At 73.0% G+C, this 20,703-nt stretch carries 21 protein-coding genes; 10 read left to right on the forward strand and 11 right to left on the reverse strand.

The annotated features are described in order from the left end of the window. Positions 1 to 79: 79 nt before the first annotated feature. The gene (locus ACIRPH_RS01465) at positions 80 to 1,396 is read right to left on the reverse strand and encodes an MFS transporter (RefSeq protein ID WP_402907992.1); all 1,317 of its coding nucleotides are present in this window, start codon (positions 1,394 to 1,396) and stop codon (positions 80 to 82) included. A gap of 283 nt (positions 1,397 to 1,679) precedes the next feature. Here ACIRPH_RS01465 and ACIRPH_RS01470 point away from each other — a divergent pair, with 283 nt between their 5' ends. Beyond that, positions 1,680 to 2,588: a LysR family transcriptional regulator gene (locus ACIRPH_RS01470; protein ID WP_402907994.1), complete on the forward strand. Its 909-nt coding sequence runs from the start codon at positions 1,680 to 1,682 to the stop codon at positions 2,586 to 2,588. A gap of 346 nt (positions 2,589 to 2,934) precedes the next feature. On the opposite strand, the gene ACIRPH_RS01475 is transcribed toward ACIRPH_RS01470, so the two are convergent. Continuing rightward, on the reverse strand, positions 2,935 to 3,756 hold the full coding sequence (locus ACIRPH_RS01475; RefSeq protein ID WP_402907996.1) for an SDR family NAD(P)-dependent oxidoreductase: 822 nt from the start codon (positions 3,754 to 3,756) through the stop codon (positions 2,935 to 2,937). 115 nt (positions 3,757 to 3,871) lie between these two features. Between ACIRPH_RS01475 and ACIRPH_RS01480 the strand changes: the two genes are divergently transcribed. Together ACIRPH_RS01480 and ACIRPH_RS01485 are read left to right on the forward strand one after the other, a co-directional pair. Beyond that, positions 3,872 to 4,480 carry a TetR/AcrR family transcriptional regulator gene (locus ACIRPH_RS01480; RefSeq protein ID WP_402907998.1) on the forward strand — a complete coding sequence of 203 codons (609 nt, stop codon included), beginning with the start codon at positions 3,872 to 3,874 and terminating at the stop codon, positions 4,478 to 4,480. Positions 4,481 to 5,083: 603 nt separating this feature from the next. After that, positions 5,084 to 5,257: a hypothetical protein gene (locus tag ACIRPH_RS01485; protein ID WP_267949469.1), complete on the forward strand. Its 174-nt coding sequence runs from the start codon at positions 5,084 to 5,086 to the stop codon at positions 5,255 to 5,257. 46 nt (positions 5,258 to 5,303) lie between these two features. Here ACIRPH_RS01485 and ACIRPH_RS01490 read toward each other — a convergent pair whose 3' ends face one another. Beyond that, entirely contained in the window at positions 5,304 to 6,707 is a 1,404-nt protein-coding gene (locus ACIRPH_RS01490; RefSeq protein ID WP_402908001.1) for a GH1 family beta-glucosidase, read from the reverse strand. 218 nt (positions 6,708 to 6,925) lie between these two features. Between ACIRPH_RS01490 and ACIRPH_RS01495 the strand changes: the two genes are divergently transcribed. Then, the gene (locus tag ACIRPH_RS01495) at positions 6,926 to 7,096 is read left to right on the forward strand and encodes a hypothetical protein (RefSeq protein ID WP_402908003.1); all 171 of its coding nucleotides are present in this window, start codon (positions 6,926 to 6,928) and stop codon (positions 7,094 to 7,096) included. An 11-nt stretch (positions 7,097 to 7,107) separates the two neighbouring features. After that, complete coding sequence (locus tag ACIRPH_RS01500; RefSeq protein ID WP_402908005.1) at positions 7,108 to 7,875, forward strand: DUF1266 domain-containing protein; 768 nt, start codon at positions 7,108 to 7,110, stop codon at positions 7,873 to 7,875. A gap of 33 nt (positions 7,876 to 7,908) precedes the next feature. On the opposite strand, the gene ACIRPH_RS01505 is transcribed toward ACIRPH_RS01500, so the two are convergent. The 3 genes from ACIRPH_RS01505 to ACIRPH_RS01515 form a co-directional block, all read right to left on the reverse strand. Further along, the gene (locus ACIRPH_RS01505) at positions 7,909 to 8,883 is read right to left on the reverse strand and encodes a methyltransferase (protein ID WP_402909439.1); all 975 of its coding nucleotides are present in this window, start codon (positions 8,881 to 8,883) and stop codon (positions 7,909 to 7,911) included. A gap of 54 nt (positions 8,884 to 8,937) precedes the next feature. Next, on the reverse strand, positions 8,938 to 10,023 hold the full coding sequence (locus ACIRPH_RS01510; RefSeq protein ID WP_402908007.1) for a magnesium and cobalt transport protein CorA: 1,086 nt from the start codon (positions 10,021 to 10,023) through the stop codon (positions 8,938 to 8,940). Positions 10,024 to 10,120: 97 nt separating this feature from the next. Continuing rightward, positions 10,121 to 10,774, reverse strand: a complete 654-nt coding sequence (locus ACIRPH_RS01515) for an alpha-ketoglutarate-dependent dioxygenase AlkB family protein (protein WP_402908009.1) — start codon at positions 10,772 to 10,774, stop codon at positions 10,121 to 10,123. A gap of 203 nt (positions 10,775 to 10,977) precedes the next feature. Here ACIRPH_RS01515 and ACIRPH_RS01520 point away from each other — a divergent pair, with 203 nt between their 5' ends. Beyond that, positions 10,978 to 11,790, forward strand: coding sequence for a hypothetical protein (locus tag ACIRPH_RS01520; RefSeq protein ID WP_402908011.1), 813 nt, complete (start codon positions 10,978 to 10,980; stop codon positions 11,788 to 11,790). 52 nt (positions 11,791 to 11,842) lie between these two features. Here the strand turns inward: ACIRPH_RS01520 and ACIRPH_RS01525 are convergent, their stop codons facing one another. From ACIRPH_RS01525 to ACIRPH_RS01535, 3 genes are all read right to left on the reverse strand, one after another. Continuing rightward, a complete protein-coding gene (locus ACIRPH_RS01525) occupies positions 11,843 to 13,645 on the reverse strand; it encodes a hypothetical protein (protein WP_402908013.1) in 1,803 nt (600 codons plus the stop codon). Between the two features lie 275 nt (positions 13,646 to 13,920). Continuing rightward, positions 13,921 to 14,091, reverse strand: a complete 171-nt coding sequence (locus ACIRPH_RS01530) for a DUF397 domain-containing protein (RefSeq protein ID WP_402908015.1) — start codon at positions 14,089 to 14,091, stop codon at positions 13,921 to 13,923. Then, the gene (locus ACIRPH_RS01535; RefSeq protein ID WP_402908017.1) at positions 14,088 to 14,828 is read right to left on the reverse strand and encodes a Scr1 family TA system antitoxin-like transcriptional regulator; all 741 of its coding nucleotides are present in this window, start codon (positions 14,826 to 14,828) and stop codon (positions 14,088 to 14,090) included. Before ACIRPH_RS01535 ends, ACIRPH_RS01530 begins: the two co-directional genes overlap by 4 nt. 98 nt (positions 14,829 to 14,926) lie before the next feature. Between ACIRPH_RS01535 and ACIRPH_RS01540 the strand changes: the two genes are divergently transcribed. Next, the gene (locus ACIRPH_RS01540; RefSeq protein ID WP_402908019.1) at positions 14,927 to 15,208 is read left to right on the forward strand and encodes a helix-turn-helix domain-containing protein; all 282 of its coding nucleotides are present in this window, start codon (positions 14,927 to 14,929) and stop codon (positions 15,206 to 15,208) included. A gap of 66 nt (positions 15,209 to 15,274) precedes the next feature. Here the strand turns inward: ACIRPH_RS01540 and ACIRPH_RS01545 are convergent, their stop codons facing one another. Then, positions 15,275 to 16,336, reverse strand: a complete 1,062-nt coding sequence (locus tag ACIRPH_RS01545; RefSeq protein ID WP_402908021.1) for an EamA family transporter — start codon at positions 16,334 to 16,336, stop codon at positions 15,275 to 15,277. A 71-nt stretch (positions 16,337 to 16,407) separates the two neighbouring features. On the opposite strand from ACIRPH_RS01545, the gene ACIRPH_RS01550 reads away from it, so the two are divergent. Next, positions 16,408 to 17,328 carry a LysR family transcriptional regulator gene (locus ACIRPH_RS01550; protein ID WP_402908023.1) on the forward strand — a complete coding sequence of 307 codons (921 nt, stop codon included), beginning with the start codon at positions 16,408 to 16,410 and terminating at the stop codon, positions 17,326 to 17,328. Positions 17,329 to 17,358: 30 nt separating this feature from the next. Here ACIRPH_RS01550 and ACIRPH_RS01555 read toward each other — a convergent pair whose 3' ends face one another. Then, positions 17,359 to 18,288 (reverse strand): LysR family transcriptional regulator, encoded by a 930-nt coding sequence (locus ACIRPH_RS01555; protein ID WP_402908025.1) that lies wholly within the window; start codon positions 18,286 to 18,288, stop codon positions 17,359 to 17,361. Between the two features lie 317 nt (positions 18,289 to 18,605). Between ACIRPH_RS01555 and ACIRPH_RS01560 the strand changes: the two genes are divergently transcribed. Both ACIRPH_RS01560 and ACIRPH_RS01565 read left to right on the forward strand, forming a co-directional pair. After that, positions 18,606 to 19,148, forward strand: coding sequence for a GNAT family N-acetyltransferase (locus ACIRPH_RS01560; protein WP_402908027.1), 543 nt, complete (start codon positions 18,606 to 18,608; stop codon positions 19,146 to 19,148). A 316-nt stretch (positions 19,149 to 19,464) separates the two neighbouring features. Further along, a complete protein-coding gene (locus ACIRPH_RS01565; RefSeq protein ID WP_402908029.1) occupies positions 19,465 to 20,673 on the forward strand; it encodes a hypothetical protein in 1,209 nt (402 codons plus the stop codon). The last annotated feature ends 30 nt before the right edge of the window (positions 20,674 to 20,703 follow it).

Here is a 20,703-nt window from a genome sequence, read left to right on the forward strand (position 1 = left end):
GGACGGTTCTGTTCTCGGGCGGCCCGGGGCGCCGGCCGGGCGCGGAGCGCACTCGGACGGCCCCCGGCCCGCGTACTGCTCAGCGCGGGGCCCGGTCGCTCTCGTGCAGCAGGTCGGAACCGCTGGTCTCGGGCATGGTGCGCAGTGTGACCGCGCCGATGACGCCGATCACGATCATGGTGAACGCCGGGACCATGGAGCTTCCGGTGAGCGAGATCAGCCAGGTCATCAGGTACGGCAGGGTTCCGGCGAAGAAGGCCCCCGCGACGCTGTAGGCCATCGACAGGCCGCTCTGCCGGGTCCGTGTCGGGAAGAGCTCCGCCACCGTGGACGCGTGCGTGCCCAGGATGATCGCCAGGATCGCGGCCAGGCCGAAGGTCGCGGCGAACGCCGCCCAGGACGTGTTCACCTGCATCAGCAGGAACAGCGGCACGGCGGCGACGATCAGCAGGGCGGCGGCGGTGTAGAGCACCGGCTTGCGGCCCACGCGGTCGGACACCCTGCCCGACAGCGGGATGATCCCCATGGCGACGACCGAGGCCGCCGCGGAGAGCAGGGCCGCCCGGTCGGCGGGCACCCCCACGATCTCCTCCTGGTAGGTGATCAGGTACACGAGGACGATGTAGAAGGTCGAGTTCATGAAGGTCTCGATGCCGACCGTCTGGAGGAACTGCCTGCCGTTGGAGCGGAACACCTCGACGACCGGCTGGCTGGGGACGTTGTTCATGTCCTCGAGGGCGCGGTACTCGGGCGTGTCCTCGATACGCAGGCGGATGTAGAGGCCGACCGCGGCCATGGGCACCGTCAGCAGGAAGGGGATCCGCCAGGCCCAGTCGAGGACGACCTCCGCCGGGAAGGCCGAGTGCAGGGCCCAGACGGCGAACGACGCGCACAGGAACCCGCCGACCGAGCCGAACTCGATCCACGAGCATCCGAATCCACGGCGCTTGGGCGGCGAGAACTCGGCGAGGAAGGCCGCGGCGGATCCGAACTCCCCGCCCGCGGCGAGCCCCTGGATGATGCGGGCGACCACGAGCAGGATCGGCGCGAGGATGCCGGCGGACTCGTAGCTGGGCAGCAGCCCGAGCATGAGCGTGCCCGCCGCCATGGAGATGATGACGATCGACAGTGTGGTCTTGCGGCCGAACCGGTCACCGAGGTGGCCGAAGAGCACCGAGCCGAGCGGACGCACGAAGAACGCCACGGCGAAGACCGCGAAGACCGACAGCAGGCCGGCGGTGCCGTCCTGTTCGGGGAAGAACACCTGCGCCATGGTGGTGGCCAGGTACGCGTAGACGGCCCAGTCGAACCAGTGGACGAAGACGCCCACCGCTCCGGCGAACACACTCCGCCGCAGGTCCTTCTTGTCTACCTGCTCTGCGATCTCACTCGTCATTTCTCCTCCTGGAATCTTGTCCTCGCACGCGCCGGGGCCCCGGAGGCGCCGGTGGCCCCCAGCGCGCCGGAACGCTCTGGTGAATGATCAGGAGGTCGCTCGTTCGCGGGAGTGTGGAGTCGAGCGCCTTGCGGGGACGCGGTAGAGCCCCCGGTGCCGTCGGCATCCGACCTGCCTGTGTCATGGGTCACCACTATCCAGGCGGGGGATAGGATCTGTAAAACACATAGATCCAAAGAACGCCTTCGGAAAAACCGATGGCTCCGGCGGGAGGGCCGATCCGGTGGGTGACGTGAGCCTGCGGCAGCTGGAGTACCTGAGGGCCATCGCCAGGCTCGGCTCGGTGACGGCGGCGGCGCGGGAGCTGTTCGTGTCGCAGTCGACGGTGTCGACGGCGTTGACCGACCTGGAGTCGGCGCTGGGGGTGACCCTCTTCGTCCGCTCCCCGAAGGGGATGCTCCTCACGGCGTCGGGGCAGCGCGCCCTGGCCGTGGCCGACAACGTGCGGGCCAACCTCGAACAGCTCCGGGAGACGGCCAGCCGGGAGCGGGAGGAGGTCGAGGGAGACCTCACCGTCGGCTGCTACGCGACGATCGCGCCGATCCTCCTGCCGAAGGTGATCGCGGAGTTCTCGCGGCGGCACCCGCAGGTGCGGCTCTCCTTCGTCGAGGCGGCCCACGGGACGCTGTTGGACGACCTGCTCAACACCCGGATCGACCTCGCGATCACCTACCACTACGAGCTCGACTCCGTGCGCGCCACGGGCGGGGTGACGGCGCAGTCGCTCCGGTCGGACCCGCCCTACGCGCTCGTCCCCGCGGACAAGGCATGGGACACGGAGGGCCCGCTGAGCCTTGCCGCCCTGGCCTCCGAACCGCTGATCCTGTTCGACCTGCCGCCCGCCGGCGACTACTTCCTCGGCCTGTTCGCCAAAGCCGGCCTGGTCCCGAACGTGCGCTTCCGTACCGCGAGCTTCGAGATGGTCCGCGCCCTGGTGGCCCGGGGGCTGGGCTGCGCGCTGCTCACCCAGCGCACCGCGCTCGAACGCAGTTACGAGGACCTGCCCTACGTGACCAGGGAGCTCGACATCGAGTCCGGGGGGCTCGGGATCGAGGTCATCGAGCCGGCCGACCGCAGACCGGTGCGGCGGGTGCAGGCCTTCGTCGACGTCTGCCGGGAGATCATCGTCTGAGCCCCGGCGCGGCACCGGCTCCACCGCAGCCGATACGTGCCGGAGCCCTGTAGGACCAGAAGTCCGGAAGCGCCTGACGCACACCGTCCGCGCCGGATCCGTTGGCGGCGCGGGCCGTGCACCGCACGCGCCCGGCGACCGCACCGGTTCCGGTGGGTCGGGCGACCGTGCGCCCGGTCCCCCACGCGATCGCCCGCCCTCGGGCGTCTGCGCCTCCCGGTCCCCGGAGACGGTCCGGGACGGAGCCGACTGCGGGATACCCGTGGAGGCGGCGGGGGCGCTGACGCGGTTTCGCCGCCACGAGGGCGCGTTCGTGTGACGGTCCCGGACGCGGCGCGGGACGCGGTCAGCCCGGGGCCGTCCGGCTGAGGCGCTCCCAGGACCGGTACAGTTCCGTCCGCGCCCGGTCCATCTCCAGGACGTGGTCGAAGGACCGGCTGCCGAGGATGAGCCGCCGGGGCGGGTCCGGCAGCGCCACCAGCTCCATGAGGGCCGGAGCGGCGGTGTCCGGTGCCGGAGCGACGGCGTCGCCCCACATCGCCTCCATCTCGGTGCGCAGGGGCCGGTACCGCTCCAGGGGTCGCGTGGCCGTGGTTCCGGCGGTGAACAGACCGGTCTCGTAGCCGCCCATCTGCACGACGGTGACCTTGACGCCGAACCCCTCGACCTCCATCGCCAGCGCCTCGCTGACCGAGTCCAGGGCGGCCTTGCCCGCGCCGTAGAGGCCGACGGTGGCCATGCCGCCGCCGCTGCCCATCGAGGTGACCTGCAGGAGCCGCCCCCCGCCCCGGGCGCGCAGGTGCGGCAGAACCGCCTGGGCCACCCACACGGCGCCGAAGAAGTTCACGTCCATGTGCGCCCGGATCTGCTCCTCCGTGGCCTCCTCCACCATGCCGTAGAGCATGGCGCCGGCGTTGTTGACGACCACGTCCAGACCGCCGAACGCGGCCGCCGCCCGCTCCACCCCCGCGAACACGCCCCGGCGGTCGGCGACGTCCAACGCGAGCGGGACCAGGTGCTCGGGGTACTTCCCGGCCAGCTCCTCCAGGGGCCCGACGTCGCGGGCGGCGGCCACCACCCGGTCGCCGCCCGCCAGGGCGGCCTCGGCGAAGGCTCTCCCCAGGCCGCGGGACGCCCCGGTGATGAGCCAGACTCGTGCGTCCGCCATGACACCTCTCTCAAAAAAGGAAACGGTCCGTCTCGTTTTCATGCGAGTGTAGGACACGCCATCCGGTATAGCAATACGGAGCGTCTCGTTTATTGTTCTGGATAGGCTGGGTGGCATGTCCAACGCGAAGGGGCCGGACCACTCCCGGCGCAAGGAACGGTCCCGGCAGGCGATCCTCTCGGCCGCCCGCTCCCTGGTGGCGGAGCAGTCCTACGACAAGGTCACGGTCGAAGCCATCGCCGCCCGCGCCGGCGTCGGGAAGCAGACGATCTACCGGCGGTGGCCGTCCAGGAGCGCGGTCGTCTTCGCCGCCGTCCTGGCCCTGAGCGAGGGCGCGGACGGACAGTCCGTCGCGCTACCGGACACGGGCGACCTGGAGTCCGACCTCAAGCTGGTCATGCGGGCCACGGCGGAGGAGTTCGCCGACCCGTCCTTCGACAGGCTGCTCCGCGCCCTCAACACCGAGATCGCCAACGATGCCGATCTGGCGGCCGAGTACCGCGAGAAACTGGCCCGGCCGCTGGACGAGGCGAAGAAGACGCGCCTGCGCAGCGCCCAAAAGGCCGGCCAGCTCGATCCCGAGGCCGACCTCGACCTGGTCCTGGAGGTGCTCTACGCCCCCCTCTTCCAGAGGTGGCTGCACCGCGGCGGCCCACTGACCCCCGCGTACGCCGACGCACTCGTCGACGCGACCCTCAGGGCTTTCGGCCCGGCCCGCCCCTGACCCCGGGCGTCCGCCGTCGAGCGTTCCGGCGCGGAGCCACGGGCGGTGACGCCGGGCCCGGAATGCCTGTGGCACAGGACTTTCCGGGCATTGGCGACCGGTTTCGGCGTTCGCCGGGCGGGTCGGCGGGAGCGTCCCTAGGCTCGCCCGGAACGACCCCGAGGAGCCATGATGCCCACCCCGGCGGCGCGCCGCCTCCACCGAGCCCGTGCGGCGACCCGGTCCCGGCCCCCACCCCGCGGCGGCCCGCCGGTGCGCGCGGGGGGACGGGGCGGCCGCCCCCGCCGACCGGTGCCGCCGCAGGCCGGAACAGGGTTCCGGCCACACCCCCGGGGCGTGGCCGGTTCCGGCCAGTGCGCCGTGCCCGCGATGCCGTCCCCGCCCCGCCGCGCCGGTGGTATCACTGGGATTGCTCCCCGCGCACACCGGAACGGACCCCGGAGCGTGACAGGGCTGGGTTCCCGGCCCGGGAAACAGTGGACCGCCCTGCCCCAGTGGCGCCGTTCCCGCTCGGTTGTACCCGGCCCCGGCCGTAGTGAGGGTTGACGCATGTCCATATGGTCCCGCGGTGACCGTACAGGAAGGGTCGAAGAGGCCCTGTTGATGTTGGAGGGGCAGGGGATCATCGACGGGTTGGAGATCCTTCCCGCCGAGCCCAAGCCCTACCGGGTGCGTGTCCCGGCCGGCATCGTCCACATGGACGAGGACGAGGCGTCGATGTTCGCCCTGGGCGCCGTGGTGGGGGCGTTCGGCGGCGTCGCGCGCCAGCACGCCTGAGCTCGGCCGCGCCCCGCCGTCCGCGGGGCGCGGCTGGGGCTGCCGCTCAGGAGCCCTGTCGGACGGCCTCGCCGACCCTGCGGGCCCGGTGGGAGGTCAGGAAGTCGCGGTACCAGTGGTAGCTGTCCTTGGGGTGGCGCTCCAGGCTCTCGTAGTCGACCCGGACCAGGCCGAAGCGCCGGTCGTACCCGTAGGCCCACTCGAAGTTGTCCAGAAGCGACCACACGAAGTAGCCGCGCACGTCGACCCCGGCCTCGATGGCCCGCGCCAGGGCCGCCAGGTGGTCCCGCAGGTAGTCGACGCGGCCGGTGTCGCGGACGCGCCCGGTCTCGTCGGGCCGGTCGTCCTCGGCCGAGCCGTTCTCCGTGATGAGGACGGGCGGCAGGTTCGGGTAGCGGCGGTCGAGGTCGATGAGCAGGTCGGCGAAGGTGTCGGGGAGCACGGGCCAGCCCATGGTGGTGTGCCGGACCCCCTCGAAGTCCACCTGCTCGGTCCGGATGTCCACGGCCGTGCGGGCGGAGGGGTCGGCCTCGGCGTGCGGGGCGTCGCGGAGCATGATCGGCCGGTAGTAGTTGACGCCGAGGAAGTCCAGGGGCTGGGCGATGATCTCCAGGTCCCCGTCGGCGCGGTACGAGCCGTCGGCCATGCCGCCCCAGACCTCGTCCTCGTTGTCGGGGTAGGCGCCCTTGAAGATGGGGTCGAACCACACGCGGTTGTGGAGCGTGCGTGCGCGTTCCACGGCGGCGCGGTCGGCGTCGGAGTCCGACGCGGGCAGCAGGTGGTCGGGGTTGAGGGTGATGCCGACCTCGCCCGCCGCGGCGGCGCGCAGTTCTCCAGCGGCCATGCCGTGGGCGAGGAGGAGGTGGTGGGCCGCGGCGAGCGCGGGGGTCCCCTCGCGGGTGCCGGGGGCGTGCCGGCCGACGGCGTGGCCGACGAAGGCCGAGCAGAACGGCTCGTTGAGGGTGATCCAGCGGTTGACGCGGTCGCCGAGGCGGTCGGCGACGATGCGGGAGTACTCGGCGAAGCGGTGGGCGGTGTCGCGCACCCGCCAGCCGCCCTCGTCCTCCAGGGCCTGGGGCAGGTCCCAGTGGTAGAGGGTGAGGACGGGTTCGATCCCGGCGCCGAGGACGGTGTCGACGAGCCGGTCGTAGAAGGCGAGGCCCTCGGGGTTGGGGCGGCCCTTGCCCGTGGGCTGGACGCGGGGCCAGGCGACGGAGAAGCGGTAGAGGTCCACCCCGAGGTCGGCCAGCAGGCCGACGTCCTCGCCGTAGCGGTGGTAGTGGTCGCAGGCGACGTCGCCCGTCTCGCCGCGCGCGACGCGTCCGGGGGTCCGGCAGTAGGTGTCCCAGATGGACGGTCCGCGCCCGCCCTCGTGTACTCCCCCCTCGACCTGGTAGGCGGCGGTGGCGGTACCGAACTGGAGGTGTGCGGGCAGTGTCGGGGCATCCATGGGGAGTCCTTTCTGGGAGCGCTCCCATCGTAGGTGATGTGACCCCTGACACCAAGCCCTTCTCCGTCACACCGCGAACACCGGGAGTGCACGGAAACCACCCCTTCCACTCCTGTTCCCCCCGATCGGCGAAATCCGGAACCCGCGGCCCTGCCCGGACGTCACACCACGCGGCGCGCCCCACGGTCCGCCGGGCGCGCGACGGAAGGGAACAAGGTATGGCCGGCAGCTGGACCGACCACTCGCAGAACCCCGGGATCCGGGGGCCGGAGGGGGCAGCGGACTCCGCCCGCCCCCGGACGGCGGTCCTCCCCCACCCCGCCGCCCCGGAGCGGAGCACCGCAGGGGCCCGACGCGAGGCGGAGGAGATCCGCCTCCCGAACCCCTGAGGAGGGGCGCCATGGGACTGTTCTCCAAGCGGGCGAGGCTCCGGAGCGACCCCGCGGGGTTCTTCCAGGGGCCGCTGGCGCACGCCTTCGCCTCCGGGGCGCACATGCCGACGGCGGGGGGCGGGGTGTGGAACGCCGTCCACTCGTCGTGCTCCTGCTGCGACGCCGAGGACGAGCGGGCCAAGCTCCGGGACTCCTGGGGCATCACCGACACCGCCGGGTGGGACGGGGCGCTGCGCCGCCTGACCGACGACCACCGCCCCGCCTCGGGCGTGACGGTCCTGCTGGACCTGCGCAACCGGGCGATGGCCCGCGCGCCCGGGCTCCCCTTCGACGCGGGCGTGTGGCCGGACCTGATCGCCCACTGGTGCCGGGCCCGCGGCGCCGCCCACCGGGTCTACGAGGAGATGGTCCTGGAGGCCGCCCTGATCTGGGAGTACGAGGAGCGCATGGCCGAGGACGGGGTCCTCCCCCGGGGCGTGCCGGTGCGGACCGTGCGCGCCTACGACTTCGGCCGGGCGGTCAACCTCGCCCGGTGGGGCGTCAACGCCGGGTACGCCGACGAGCGGGCCGCGCACGGGCACATCCTGCGGGCGGGCGCGCAGTCGATGCGCCACCACGGCTCGTGGCAGGAGATGTCGGCGGGCTTCGTGCTGGGGCGGGCGATGGCCTTCGACGAGGGCTCGTTCGGCCCCTACTACAAGGACTCGGTGGCGGCGCACGAGGTCCTGGTCGGTGATCCGGCGAGCCCGTGGCTCCACCTCCCCTGGCGGATGTGACGGGAGAGGCGGAGCGGGCGGACCGCCCCGCGGTCATGGGGGCGGGACGGGTCCGGCGACGAGGAGCCGCATCTCCAGCGGCAGGTCGAGGATCTCGCGCGTGGTGAGCCCGGCGGAGCGCAGCAGCTCCTCGTAGCCGCGCTCGGTCCGCTCGGCCCCCGGGGTCATCACCATCATGTGCACGTCCAGGACCAGCGACAGCCAGGGACGGCCCTCGTCGGGCAGGATGCGTTCGGCGACGAGCACCCTGCCGCCGGGGGCCATGGACCGGCGGCAGCGGCGCAGCAGCCCGCGCGCGTCCTCGTCGGACCAGTTGTGCAGCACCCTACTGAGCAGGTAGACGTCGGCGCCCTCGGGGACCCCCTCCCGGAAGTCGCCCTCGACCAGGTCGCACCGTCCGGCGTCCGCGAACGCCCCGAGGCGCTCACGGGCCGCGGCGAGCGCGGCCGGGCGCTCCACCAGGACACCGTGCGCGCCGGGGGCGGCGGCCAGGACCGCGGCGAGGAGCTCGCCGTCCCCTCCCCCGAGGTCGACGACCGTGCGCGCCCCGCCGAAGTCGTACACGTGGGGGATCCGCGTGGAGAACCGGCCGCCCGCGGCCATGCCCGCGGTGTAGAGCGCCGCGTCCCGGGGGCGCCGCTCCAGGTACGAGAAGACGTCGGTGCCGTGGGCCTCCCCGAAGGCGGTCCGCCCCGTGCGGACGGCGTCGGCCAGGCGCCCCCACGAGTCGCCGAACATGTCGCTGTCGTAGAGCAGGGCGAGCTCGGCCATCCCGGAGGGGTGGCCCCGGCGCAGGTGGGAGCCGACCCGGGTGGGCTCGTGGAGGCCGTCGCGCTCGCGGACCACGCCCACGGCCGCCAGCAGCCGCAGCAGGCGGCCCAGCCGGTCCGGGTGCAGGCCGAGCCCCTCGGCCAGGGAGCCGGTGTCGGCGGGGCCCTCGCCGAGGCGGTCCAGGACCCCCAGCTCGACGGCGGTGGCGACCGCCCTGGACACCCACGCCCCCGTCATCAGCCGGATCACCTCGCGTTCGGCGGATTCCCCGTCGCGCACCGTGTTCCCTCCTCACAGCCAGCCGTTGCGTCGGAACACAACGTAGAGGGTGAGGCTTGAGAGCGCCATCAGAAGGAGGGACAGAGGCCAGCTGAACATCCACTCGAACCCGGGCCCGGGCGGGATGTTCATGCCGTACGCGGAGGCGATGAGGGTGGGCACGACCAGGATGCCGCCCCAGGAGGAGACCTTCTTCATGGCCTCGTTCTGGGCCTGGTCGATGAGGGCGCTGTTGACGGACATGATGTTCTGCAGGATCTGGCGGAACCCCTCGGCGTGCTCGCGCACGGCGCTGACGTGGTCGGCGACGTCGCGGAGGAGGTTGTGCAGCGGGCTCCGGGCCTCGGCGGGGACGTGGGGCGGCCCCGCGTCGGCGTCCTCGGGGCGCTCCAGGAGCGTCATGAGGTCGGTCATGACGACGTCGAGCGGGTCGACCGCGCGGTGCAGGACGATGACCTGGCGGGCGAGGCGGTAGGTGCGGCGCGAGGCCTCCGGGGCGCTGTCGAGGACCTGGGTCTCGACCTCGTCGATGTCGTCCTGGATGTCGAAGACGACAGGCGCGTAGGCGTCCACGACCCGGTCGATCACCGCGAGGACGACGGCCAGGGAACCGTGGGCGAGGACCCGCGGCTCGGCCTCCAGGCGGTCCCGGACGGCCTCGACGTCCACCTGGCCCCGGTGGCGGATGGTGATGACGAAGCCGCGGCCCGCGAACAGGTGGAGCTCGCCGACCTCGACGGTCTCCCGGTCCCGGTCGTAGTGCGCCGGCCGCAGCACGACGAACAGGACGTCGCCGTAGGTCTCGACCTTGGGGCGCTGGTGGGCGACGATGGCGTCCTCCAGGGCGAGCCTGGGCAGGGAGAAGTGCCGGGCGGCGTCGGTGAGCTGCTCCTGGTCGGGCTCGTCCATGCTGATCCAGGCCATGAGCCCGCCGTCGCGGTCGAGGGCGCGGCGGGCCTCCTCGACGGAGTCGGACTCGCCCTCCCGGCTCCCGTCGCGGTAGAGGACGGCGCGGACGGTCCCGGGCGCGTCCCGGGCCGGCAGCCGGGCGGCCTCGCGGCCCAGGGCCATCACGCGTTCGGGCGAGGAGTCGTGCATGGGGTTCCCTCCCGGGCGGTGGGTACTGTGCCCGATCCTGGCGGGGCGCGCGGGCCGGGGCGCGCCGACACGCCACGCCCGGGCGAACCGGGAGCGGTCAGCCCTCCAGCCCGGAGGCGCGGACGGTGATGTTGAGCCGCCCGGCCAGCCCGAGGGGGGACGGGGCGGTCCCCGGCCGGGTGCGCGGAACGCCGTGGTAGGCCATGCGGGAGGGGCCGCCGAAGACGAAGAGGTCGCCGCTGCGCAGTTCGACGTCGGTGTAGGGGCGGGTGCGTGTCTCGGTGTTGCCGAAGCGGAAGACGCAGGTGTCGCCGAGGCTGAGGGAGACGACGGGTTCGCGGGAGAGCTCGTCCCTGTCCTGGTGCATGCCCATGCGGGCGTCGGCGTCGTAGAAGTTGACCAGCGCCACGTCGTAGGGGTCGGCGCCGGGCCCGGGCGGGGCGCCGTAGGCGGCCTCGACCGCGCGGGCGGCCAGGTCCGCGAGGACCGCCGGGAAGGGCCGGACCGGTGTGCCGTCGGGGAGGGTGCGGGAGTAGGAGTAGGGCTGCCAGTGCCAGCCGAGGCCGACCATCCGCACGCTCATCACCCCTCCGCGGGGCATCGGGTGCCGGCGCATCCCGGCGGGGCCGCGGGCCCAGTCGCGGCAGCGGCGGACCAGGTCGGCCTGGGCGTCCCCGTCCAGCCATCCGGGCAGGTGCACGGCGCCGGGGGCCACCTCCACCGGCGGGGAGCCGAACAACGCGTCGCTCATACCCCCATCGTCCCCGCGCGGGGCCCCGGCGCCAACCGCGGCCCCCGGGGAGGGTTCCGCGGGGAGGCCGGACGCCGGCACGGTCCGCCACCGCGCGTATGCATCCTCCCAATTCGCCTCCATGTGCGGTGAGCGGCGCGAACGCGCGGGTAGTCGGGTGGGCGGGGCTCTCGCGGGGAGTCCACGACCGTGAGGAGGCGACCATGGGACGGCGCAGCGCGGCGCAGGAGGCCGGGGCCGTCGGGGGAGCGGTACCGGCCCAGGCCGGCCACCGGGAGGGAGGGGCGGGGACCTGGCCCGAGATCCGCCTCCCCGACAACACCGGGACCGACGAGCGGATCCGCGGCTTCGGGGCCGATCCGGCCACCAAGCAGCCCCTCAAGCCGGTGTCCGTCGACCGCGTGGACTGGACCAGGTCGGACGCGCGTTCCCTCCTGGAGGAGTGCCTGAAGGACTCCAAGTGGCGGAAGGCGATACTGGTCCGTTCGGAGCGGCTGAAGTTCTGGCCGGGCGGGTTCAAGGCGGTCGGCGACGCCGTCGTCAACTGCACCGGTTCTCCGGTCGGCCGCTCGGTGGGATGGTCGCAGACGGTGTCGACCACGCACGGTCTGACGCTCTCCGCCAGCGCGTCGGTGGGGTTCGAGGACGTTCTCACGGCGTCGTTCTCGATGTCCTACAGCGTCTCCTGGACCATGTCCAAGACCTTCACCGACACGACGGCGGTGACCGTCCCGTCCCGGCACATGGGGTGGTTGGAGCGCAGCCCCACCCTGCAGACGCTCGAGGGCGAGATCTGGATGCTGCTCGACGACGCCAAAACGGCCCTCTGGGGAACGGCCACGATCACCGGCCAGGCCACCGACGGCCGCCCCGAGGGGATGCTGGTGGCCAAGGAGCGCAGACTCTCCTCCGACGAGGAGAAGAAGTGGTGCACCACGCGCCAGGAACATGTGCCCGTCCTGCCCGCGGCGCTCGTGCCGATGCTGGACGGGACGACGACCACCCCGCGCGACTGACCTGTGCGGCGGAGGGCCCCGCCCCCGCGGCGGGGCCGCGGGGGCGACGGGGTCAGCGGCGCAGGAGTTCGCGGATGTTGACCACGAGCAGGAGCACCACGATGACCGCGATGGGGACGGCGATCGCGATCCGCCAGTCGGCGATGAACGCGGCCACGATCCCGACGGCGAGCCCGATCACGAAGGCCGCGATCGCCAGGCCGGTGAGGTACTGGATGAACTTGCGGCGGGCGACCGAGTCGACGGCGGCGAAGGCCACCACGACCCCGAGCATCGCGTAGAGCGTGAACTGCCCGTCCAGCAGGAACATGGGCAGGGCCAGGGACACCAGCAGGAGCGGGGTGCTCAGGGCCACCCACAGGTGCAGGAAGCGGGTGGTGCGCTGCTGGCCGGAGGAGTACGGCAGGTGCGGGGCCTTGAGGTGCCCGGTCGGCGTGGGCACCAGGGGCGTGTCGGAGGCCAGGGCCCGCAGGTGGGTGTCACGCTCGTCCGCGGTCAGGACGCGCTTCTCGTAGACCTGGGCCAGCTCCTCCTCCAGGGCCTCGATCTGCTCGGTGTACTCGCGGGCGCGCGGCCGGGAGTGCGCCTCCCGGGACAGGGCCATGCGGGCGGAGTCGAGCTGGCGCAGCTCGTGGCGGCGGCGCAGGACGTCGGCCTCCATCTCGCGGATCCGCTCGTCCAGCACCTCCACGTGGGAGCGGAGTTCGGCGCGGGCGGCGACCTCGGTCGGCGCCACCTTCTGGAGGCCGACCCAGGCCAGCGGGTCCGCCCACGAGCGGCGGATGGTGCCGTCGCGCTCGTAGCGGGGGCCGCTGGGCGCGCGCTCCCCGTCGAAGAAGTCGCGGGTGTCGCGCCCCCACAGGCCGCGGAAGCCCTTGAGCCAGGGGGTGTCGTCGTCGATCAGGACGGCGTACCACTCCCGGTCGCCGCCGGGGCCGAGGCGTTCGCCGTCGCCGCGCGCGTAGTCGACGAAGGGGACGCCGATGCCGTGGCGGTTGATCGCGCTGTCCGCGCGGAAGACGCGGTGCGCGATCCACTGCCAGACGCGGATGATGCCGCGCAGGAAGGAGGGGTCCACCTGGATGAGGTAGTCGCCGGGGAGCATCTGGTGGGAGTGCGACCCCGCGCCGACGTAGACCATCGGGTGGTCGCCGTCCCGGTGCAGGTCGGGGTCGTTCCAGCTGCGCCTCAGGTCGTCGCCGTGGTACTCGTGCGAGGAGGCGCCGACCCAGACGGGGCGCGTGGTGCCGTCGGGGTTCTCGACGGCGTAGACGGTGACGCGCTCCCAGTCGGCCTCGTGGTCGTTGACCCCGCCGTAGATGGTCCGCCAGTCGTTCATCGCGTAGAAGAACCAGTACTGGAGGATGATGTAGCCGCCCTCGCGGGACACCCGGCCGTAGTAGGTGGCGCCGCCGTTGTCGACGCGCTCCCGGTACCGGGTCACCGCCGCGAAGGTGACGCCGCCGGGGACGGCGCCCCGGATGAGCAGGGAGAGCTTCATGAGGATGTCGAGGACCCGGCCCAGGACGCCGACGGCGGCGAGGCGGCCGCTCTTGGGGATGACCGAGCGGGCGACGCCCTTGTAGCGGCGGGCCTCCTCGCGCAGGGTCTCCTCCTGGACGAAGCGGAGGTGCTTGTGGCGCTCGGGCCACTCCTCCTCGGCCTGGGACAGACGGTCGAGGGTCAGCTCCCCCGCGGGGACCAGGACGCGTTCGCGTCCGCCGGGCTCCTCGATCCACAGGCTGCAATTGCGTACGTAGGCGTCCACGTCGGTGGGGAAGAAGAGTTCCCCCTTCGTGCACATGAGCACGGGTTCGTGGGCGCGCAGGAGTTCGAGATCAGATTTCGCGGCCATGATCGCACCAAGCTAGTGCATGGGGACCGTCCGATACGCGAGGGGAAATCCCAGCTCAGGACCGGTTCCCATACACTACGTGACGGTATGCCCTGCTCAGGCCCCCTCCGGCGTGGTGACGCCCGCCGGTTTCCGCCTGAATCCCCCCGCTTTTCCGCCGCAGAAGTGTCGCGTCTCACAGTTTTCGGACATGGGAGAACCCCTCTCCCGGGACCCGGCACGCCCTACCGCCCGGTCTGACGATCGGCGGGCACGGCGCCGACGGGCGGCAGCGGCTAGCGGCCCTCGGCGGCCAGCAGCGCGCGCCACTCGCCGGAGGGGAAGGAGAGGGTCCCCGCATCGCGGTTCTGCGTGTCGCGGACGTCCGCACCGATCTCGGAGAGACGAGCCTCCACACATGCTCCACTGTTCGCGGAGTAGGAGGATTTGAACCAGTCAGCAGTCACAGCAGTTCCCCTAGCAGTTCACGGGTGGTCTTGTGAGGCAACGCTAGCGCGTACGCGTCTCGGAGCAACTCGGTCACCCTGGGAAGAACCGCGTCTCCATAGACCTGATTCCCCTCCAAGTGGTCACTCGTCACGACATGTCGACCGTCCCGGAGCTGGAACACCATGATCGGGCCGGGGATGCCCAGAAGCAGACTCTTCTCCGGGACCAAGTGAAGCGACACCCATTCCGGGAGTGACAGCAGGTGTTTGACTTGATCAGCACGAACCGCGTCCGGGACACCCGTCAATGCCGTTACAGGAAAAACCGCCCAGATATCTGAGGACAGGTGACCCAAGCGCTCGGACCGCAACTGCGCGAGCCGTTCGACGTCCTGGACTTTTCTACCAGCGCGATACACCAGACGTGCATACGCCTGGCACCACAACAAGCCCGGAACCGTGACCGGCGAAACGAGATCAATCCGGAGTGCCTCCCGCTCCAATGTGTCGACATCCCTCAGGAATGGGGGAAGGTCGTCCCTGACCTCCTCCTTCCACGCCGCGAGGACGGCGCCGTTCGCCTCCAGGGCCTGATCGAGCGCGTCCACCGCCCCGCGCGTCGGATTCGTCTTTCCGGAGAGGTACCGGGACAAGGACGCCTGTGAGACACGCGAGTGGGAGGCCAGCGCGGCCTGGGTCATCCCGCTGAGCTGGAGGTGGCGGCGGAGCACATCGGGGAAATGAGGGGGCTTCACGGGAATCATTGTGCAACGCCTTCCACCCGCGTGTCCGGCGTATCCCGAAACCCGTCGATCGGTGGAGCAACCTGACCGGCAGAGGCCACTTTGGTGGCATGAAACAAGAGCGCAAGTCGAAGGAAGCAGCCGCGGCGTTCGCTCCCCCGCGGTCGGCCGTGAACCACCGGTACGACCTGGAGGAGGTCCTCGCCACCGGGCCCGACTTCTACCTGTTCACCGGGGAGGCCGCCCTGGCCCTGGGGGTCGGGGCCTCCACGGTCAGGCGCTGGTCGGACCGCGGACGCCTCGTCTGCGCGAGGAACCCGCGCGGTGTGCGGTTCTTCCGCGCGGGCGACGTCTTCGCGCTCCGGGAGGAGCGGACCGGCGATCCCGGGTGAACACGGCAGGACCGGGGCCCTCGCGCAGGGACGGTGGCCCCTCCGGCGACCGACGGGCCCGGCGGTTCAGGCGGCCCGGTCGGCCTCGCGGGGCCCGGGCGACTCCCCCGGCCCCGCCTCGGGGGCCCCGAGGCCGGTCGGGAACACGGGCCCGTCCCGGCCCTCGGCGGGAGGCTCCGCCGACGCCCCGGCGACGCCCTCGCCCTCGCGGCTCCGGCGCACGGCCTCCGGGCCGGGCACCGCGGGCCGGTCGCTCCGGTCTCCCCGGGCCGCCCCGACCCCGGCGACCACCACCAGCGCCATGCCCACGACCTGCACGGCCACGGGCGCCTGGCCGATGACGACCAGGCCCATCACCAGGCTGACCGCGGGCTCCAGGCTGGAGAAGGTGCTGTAGGCGGTCCGGCCCATCCGCTGGAGCGCGACCATCTCCAGCAGGAACGGCACCATCGGGAAGAGCAGCGCGATCACCAGCGTGAACAGGATCAGGTCCACGTCCGGGGCGGCGAACACGGCGGGCGCCCCGAAGGGCGCGCTGACCAGCGATCCCACCGTCATGGCCAGCGCCAGGCCGTGCACCGCCCCGAAGCCGGCGCCCACCCTCTGGGTCAGCACGATGTAGGCGACCACGCAGACCGCCCCCGCCAGGGCGAAGCCGACCCCGGCCAGGTCGAGGTCCCCCCGCCAGGGCCGGGTGAGGCAGAGCACGCCGAGCACGGCCGCGGCGATCCACACGAGTTCGCGCCGGCGGCGCATGGCGGCCACGGCCACGACGAGGGTGCCGAGGAACTCGATCGAGGTGGCGGCGCCGAGCTCGATCCGCGCCGTCGCCTCGGAGTAGAACAGCATCATCCCCGCGCTCGCCGTGCCCAGGATCACCACGGCCCCCAGTTCGCGGGGCGTCGCCGCGCGCACGGCGCGCCACAGGGAGCGACCGCCGAGGGCCAGCAGCAGGACCGCCGCCCACGTCAGCCTGAGCCAGGTGACGGTGGCGGGGCTGGCGTGCGCGAACGCGGTGACGGCCAGGGCGCTGCCGGTGTGCAGGGTGAACATGCCGACGAGCAGCATGAACGGTGCCGGGACCGGGGGGCGGGCACGGCGCAGCGAGGACACGAATGAGGGGATCACCCGACCATTGGATCCGAGAGGTTCGTTTCTGTCCACGGACCGATGGTTGATGGACCGTGTAGTTTCGGTGGATGGATTTCACCCGGTTGGGCCTGCTCGTGGAACTGGAGCGCCTGGGCACGATGGCCGCAGTGTCCGAGGTCACAGGCATGAGCACGTCGGCGGTCTCCAAACACTTCGCCGTCCTGGAGAAGGAGGCCGGCGTCCCCCTCCTGGCGCCCGACGGCCGCCGCGTGCGCCTCACCCCGGCGGGGCGGCGGCTCGCCGAGCACGCGGTGGACATCCTGGCGCGGGTGGAGGCGGCCCGGGCCGAGTTCGAGGGCGAGGGCGAACCCGTCGGCCGCGTCGACCTGGTGATGTACACGAGCGCCGCGCCCGTGGTGCTTCCCGCCCTGCGGCGCCTGCGCCAGGACCACCCCGGCATCGAGGTCCAGCTGACCGAGCACGAGTCGGAGCACGCGCTCACCCTCCTCCAGACCGGGGGCGCGGATCTGGGGGTCGTGTACCAGTACAGCCTTCTCCCCCGGAATTTCCCGGGAACCCTGACGGTGCGCCCGATCGGCTGCGAGGAGCTGCTCCTGTCCCAGCCGTCCGAGGGCGCGGACAGCCGGACCCTGACCCGGCGGCGGCTGCGGGAGCTGTCGGGGGCGTCGTGGATCGCCAGCCCCTACCGGGGGGACGAGGAGGCGCTGGTGCAGCGGATGTGCGCCGACGCGGGCTTCACGCCGCGCATCGCGCACCGCGTCGACACCATGGAGCTGTTCGAGGAGCTGGTCGCGGCGGGGCTGGGCATCGGCGTGGCCCCGCGCCTGGCGGCGGTGACCCGCCGCGGCGTGGCGCACGCGCCCCTGGGCGAGCTGGGCGGGGTCAGGGAGGTCTTCCTGGCCGGTCGCACCGGCGGGTGGGCGTGGCGGCCGATCCAGCTGGTGGCGCGGTACCTGCACGAGGCGGCCGGGGAGGTCCTGGACGACGTCCCGCCGCTGCCCGCCTGAGCCCGGGGCGGTGTCCCGGGCGGGCGCCGGTCAGCCCGCGATGGCGAAGGGGCCCACGGACGGCACCGGGACCTTGCTGGCGGCCTCCCGGACGGCGGTGAGCAGGGGTTCGGGGGACGAGCCGGCGCGGGACAGGGCGACGATGTGCCTGCGCGCCGTCTCGCGCACGCCCCGCACGACGATCTGGGGCGCGTGCAGCCCCGTCCAGGCCAGCCTCGGCATCAGGGCGATGCCCAGTCCGGCCTGCACCAGGGCGAAGACGGCGCTGAAGTCGTCGACGGTGTGCACCACGCGCGGCTGGAAGCCCGCCTGGTTGGCCGCGCCGGACACGCACTCGTGCCAGGCGGTGCCGGGCGCGGACATGATCCAGTCCTGGTCGGACAGGTCCTCGGCCAGGTGGAGGCTGGTGCGGGCGGCCAGCGGGTGCTGGTAGGGCAGGATCGCGTCGAGCAGTTCCACCATGACGGGGTCGACCCGGAAGTCGGGGTCGCCCGAGGCGGGCAGGTACCGGGTGGACATCGTCAGGGCCACGTCCAGGCGCCCGGAGCGCACCATCTCGGCGCTCTCCTCGGGCTCGGCCTGGACGACCTCGAACGACCACTCCGGGTGGCTGGTGCGCAGGCGCGCGAGGGCCGGGGCCACGAGGTCGCTGATCCCCGTGGAGAAGGAGCCGACGCGGATGACGCCGCGGTCGCCCTTCGCGTACTCGGCGAGGTCGGCGGTGGCCCGCTCCATCTCCGCGAAGATGACGTGCGCGCGCTGGAGCAGCACCCGCGCGGCGCCGGTGAGCAGGAAGCGGCGGCCCTGGCGTTCGACGAGGGGGACCCCGGCCTCCTTGGCCAGGACGGCGAGCTGCTGGGAGACCGCCGACGGGGTCACGTTGAGCGCCTCCGCCGTCGCCGCCACCGTGCGGTGGTGTTCGAGTGCCTGGAGGAGCTGCAACCGCCGAACGTCGATCATGTGATCCAACTTATGACAGTACGAACAGGTTTCCGTGTGGTTTCCGTCCTGTTGCCCCAGCTCGGAAGGTGATTCCGTGCACACTGTCGAAGCGTGGCCCAACACCGGGCGAATCCTGGGTTTACCAAGGAAAGAATCGAACTAATTCTCCTAGTGCGATCTCGTGCATCTCTTTTTTTCGTGTCACGCCCATGCGGGTCGATACCGGCACGTACAGTCGGAGCACAGCTCAACCACGGGTCCCCATCTCGGGGCCCCCGGGGGATCAGCACCCAATGCTGGTGGGAACGGGTGAGAAGAACATGCAAACTTCGCTGATGACCAAACCTCGTACGACCGACGTCGGGCTCCTCAGCTTCCGCTACCTGGGCGCGCACGAGGTGGAGGAGCTCGCGGACCTGTGGGGCGCCCTCCACCAGCAGCACACCCTGAGCGCCCCGCACCTGTCGGACATCATCGGCGCCACGAGCCTGGACGAGTCCTGGCGGCGCCGCCGCGCCCAGTACCTGTCCTGGCTGTCGGACCCCGACACCATGGCGATCCTCGCCGAGAGCGGCGAGGACCTGGCGGGGTACGCGATGGTCACCATCCGCGAGAGCGCACAGGGCAGCTGGGACCGCGGGGCGCGGGTCGCGGTCGTGCAGACGTTCGCGATCGACCCGGAGTACGCCTCCAGCGGGGTCGGGTCGAAGCTGCTGGAGGAGGTGCGCCGCCAGCTCGCCTCCATGGGCATCCGCGACATCGAGTTCTCCGCGCTGGCCACCGCGTCCGAGGACATCAGCTTCCTGGAGCGCGAGGGCTTCCGCCCCTTCGTGACGACCATGGTCTGCCGCGTGGACGGCTTCGGCGCCCACGACTGACGCCCCTCTCCCCCGGCGAGCGCCGCAGAGGCGTCCGGGCCCGCCCCCTGGGCGCGGGTCGCGGAGGGCGCCCCGGCAGGCGCCCCCGCCGCGCCCCGCACCGATCCTGTCCGGTGCGGGGCGCGGCGCCCTCCACCCCGGCTGCGCGGTCCCGTCCGGCTCCTCGGGGCCGATGACGCCGACGCGCCGCCCCACGCCCCCGCGGGGAGCGTGCCCGGCGGGGGCGGGGCCGCGGGCGCGCCGGAGGCCGCCCCCCACCTCGCGGGAGGGCGACACACCCCGGCGGCGGGCGGCGGCGAACCGCTACGCTCACCCCGTGGCCACCTCCGACTCCAACACCTGCAACTTCCCCGGCTGCGACCGGCCGGTGCCCCGCGCGTCCTCCCCCGGGCGTCCTCCCCAGTACTGCGGACTTCCGGAGCACACCCGGTGGCGCGCCTGGAAGGAGCGCCAGCGCCAGGCCCAGGAGGCCGAGCGCAAGGAAGAGGAGGCGCGGGCCGCCCAGGAGCCGGCCCCCGGCCCCTCCCCCGCGCCGGGCGCCGAGCCCGTCACCGCCGCGCGCCTGCGCGCGGACGACCTCCTCACCCGGTTCGCCGTGCAGAGCGAGCAGCTCACCGCCACCCTGCGGGCCGCGACCGAGGCCTTCTCCACCATGACCGATCCGGCTGCCGCCGAGGCCCAGGTGGAGGCGGCGCGCCTCGCGGGCGCACGGCACGCCGCGGAGGCCGACGGGGCACGGCTGGAGGCGGAGAACCGCCGCCGCGAGGCCGAGGCCGCGCGCCGGGTCGCGGAGGACGCGGCCGCCTCCGCCGTGGCCGCCGCCCAGGAGGCCGAGCGGATGGCCGACGAGGCCCTGGCCGCCCGGGACGCCGCCCGGGAGGAGCGTGACCGGCAGGAGGCCGCGGCCCGCGCCGCCGCCGTCGAGCGGGACGCCGCCACCGCGGAGGCCAACGCCGGGCTGGCCTCGGCCGAGCGCCGGATCGCCGATATCACCGCCCGGGCGGCGCAGGAGCTCGACCGCGAGCGCGCCGACGCCGCTCGGAGGGTGCAGCACGCCAGGGCCGAGGCGGAGGGGCTGCGCGCCGAGACCGCGGAGCACGCGCGCCGCCGCGACGAGGCGGTCCTGGCGGCGGAGAGCGCGCTGGCCCGCGCGGAGCGCGCCGAGGCGCAGGCGCTCCGGTCGGCCGAGGACCTGTCCGCCGAGCGGGAGCGGTTCGGCGCCGAGCTGGCCCGCGCCCAGGAGCGGCTGGAGTCCGACCGCGCGGCCGCGGCGGCCGAGCGCGAGCGCCTGGCGGCCGAACTCGACCGGCTCACGGCCGACCGCGAGCGCCTGTCCGCGGAGCTCGACTCCCAGCGCCGCAACGCCGAGCTGACCCTCGCGGAGTCCAGGGAGGCCGCCGCCGCCCGCCTCTCCCTGGCGAAGGAGGCCCGGGACAGGGCGGTGGAGCGTGCCGAGCGGGCGGAGGCGGAGCGCGACGAGGCTGTCGCCTCGGCCGCCGCTGCGGTACAACAGTCGTCCAAGTAGTCACCTAAGTACCGGTTCATCCCGGTCTAG

The organism is Nocardiopsis sp. NPDC101807 (assembly GCF_044766605.1).
Lineage (GTDB): Bacteria > Actinomycetota > Actinomycetes > Streptosporangiales > Streptosporangiaceae > Nocardiopsis > Nocardiopsis tropica.

What these genes read in the sequence shown, in the direction of transcription:
- ACIRPH_RS01465 (WP_402907992.1), bottom strand. Translation starts at nt 1,396, where the DNA reads ATGACGAGTGAGATCGCAGAGCAGGTAGACAAGAAGGACCTGCGGCGG.
- ACIRPH_RS01475 (WP_402907996.1), bottom strand. Translation starts at nt 3,756, where the DNA reads ATGGCGGACGCACGAGTCTGGCTCATCACCGGGGCGTCCCGCGGCCTG.
- ACIRPH_RS01480 (WP_402907998.1), top strand. Translation starts at nt 3,872, where the DNA reads ATGTCCAACGCGAAGGGGCCGGACCACTCCCGGCGCAAGGAACGGTCC.
- ACIRPH_RS01485 (WP_267949469.1), top strand. Translation starts at nt 5,084, where the DNA reads ATGTTGGAGGGGCAGGGGATCATCGACGGGTTGGAGATCCTTCCCGCC.
- ACIRPH_RS01490 (WP_402908001.1), bottom strand. Translation starts at nt 6,707, where the DNA reads ATGGATGCCCCGACACTGCCCGCACACCTCCAGTTCGGTACCGCCACC.
- ACIRPH_RS01495 (WP_402908003.1), top strand. Translation starts at nt 6,926, where the DNA reads ATGGCCGGCAGCTGGACCGACCACTCGCAGAACCCCGGGATCCGGGGG.
- ACIRPH_RS01500 (WP_402908005.1), top strand. Translation starts at nt 7,108, where the DNA reads ATGGGACTGTTCTCCAAGCGGGCGAGGCTCCGGAGCGACCCCGCGGGG.
- ACIRPH_RS01505 (WP_402909439.1), bottom strand. Translation starts at nt 8,883, where the DNA reads ATGACGGGGGCGTGGGTGTCCAGGGCGGTCGCCACCGCCGTCGAGCTG.
- ACIRPH_RS01510 (WP_402908007.1), bottom strand. Translation starts at nt 10,023, where the DNA reads ATGCACGACTCCTCGCCCGAACGCGTGATGGCCCTGGGCCGCGAGGCC.
- ACIRPH_RS01515 (WP_402908009.1), bottom strand. Translation starts at nt 10,774, where the DNA reads ATGAGCGACGCGTTGTTCGGCTCCCCGCCGGTGGAGGTGGCCCCCGGC.
- ACIRPH_RS01520 (WP_402908011.1), top strand. Translation starts at nt 10,978, where the DNA reads ATGGGACGGCGCAGCGCGGCGCAGGAGGCCGGGGCCGTCGGGGGAGCG.
- ACIRPH_RS01525 (WP_402908013.1), bottom strand. Translation starts at nt 13,645, where the DNA reads ATGGCCGCGAAATCTGATCTCGAACTCCTGCGCGCCCACGAACCCGTG.
- ACIRPH_RS01540 (WP_402908019.1), top strand. Translation starts at nt 14,927, where the DNA reads ATGAAACAAGAGCGCAAGTCGAAGGAAGCAGCCGCGGCGTTCGCTCCC.
- ACIRPH_RS01550 (WP_402908023.1), top strand. Translation starts at nt 16,408, where the DNA reads ATGGATTTCACCCGGTTGGGCCTGCTCGTGGAACTGGAGCGCCTGGGC.
- ACIRPH_RS01555 (WP_402908025.1), bottom strand. Translation starts at nt 18,288, where the DNA reads ATGATCGACGTTCGGCGGTTGCAGCTCCTCCAGGCACTCGAACACCAC.
- ACIRPH_RS01560 (WP_402908027.1), top strand. Translation starts at nt 18,606, where the DNA reads ATGACCAAACCTCGTACGACCGACGTCGGGCTCCTCAGCTTCCGCTAC.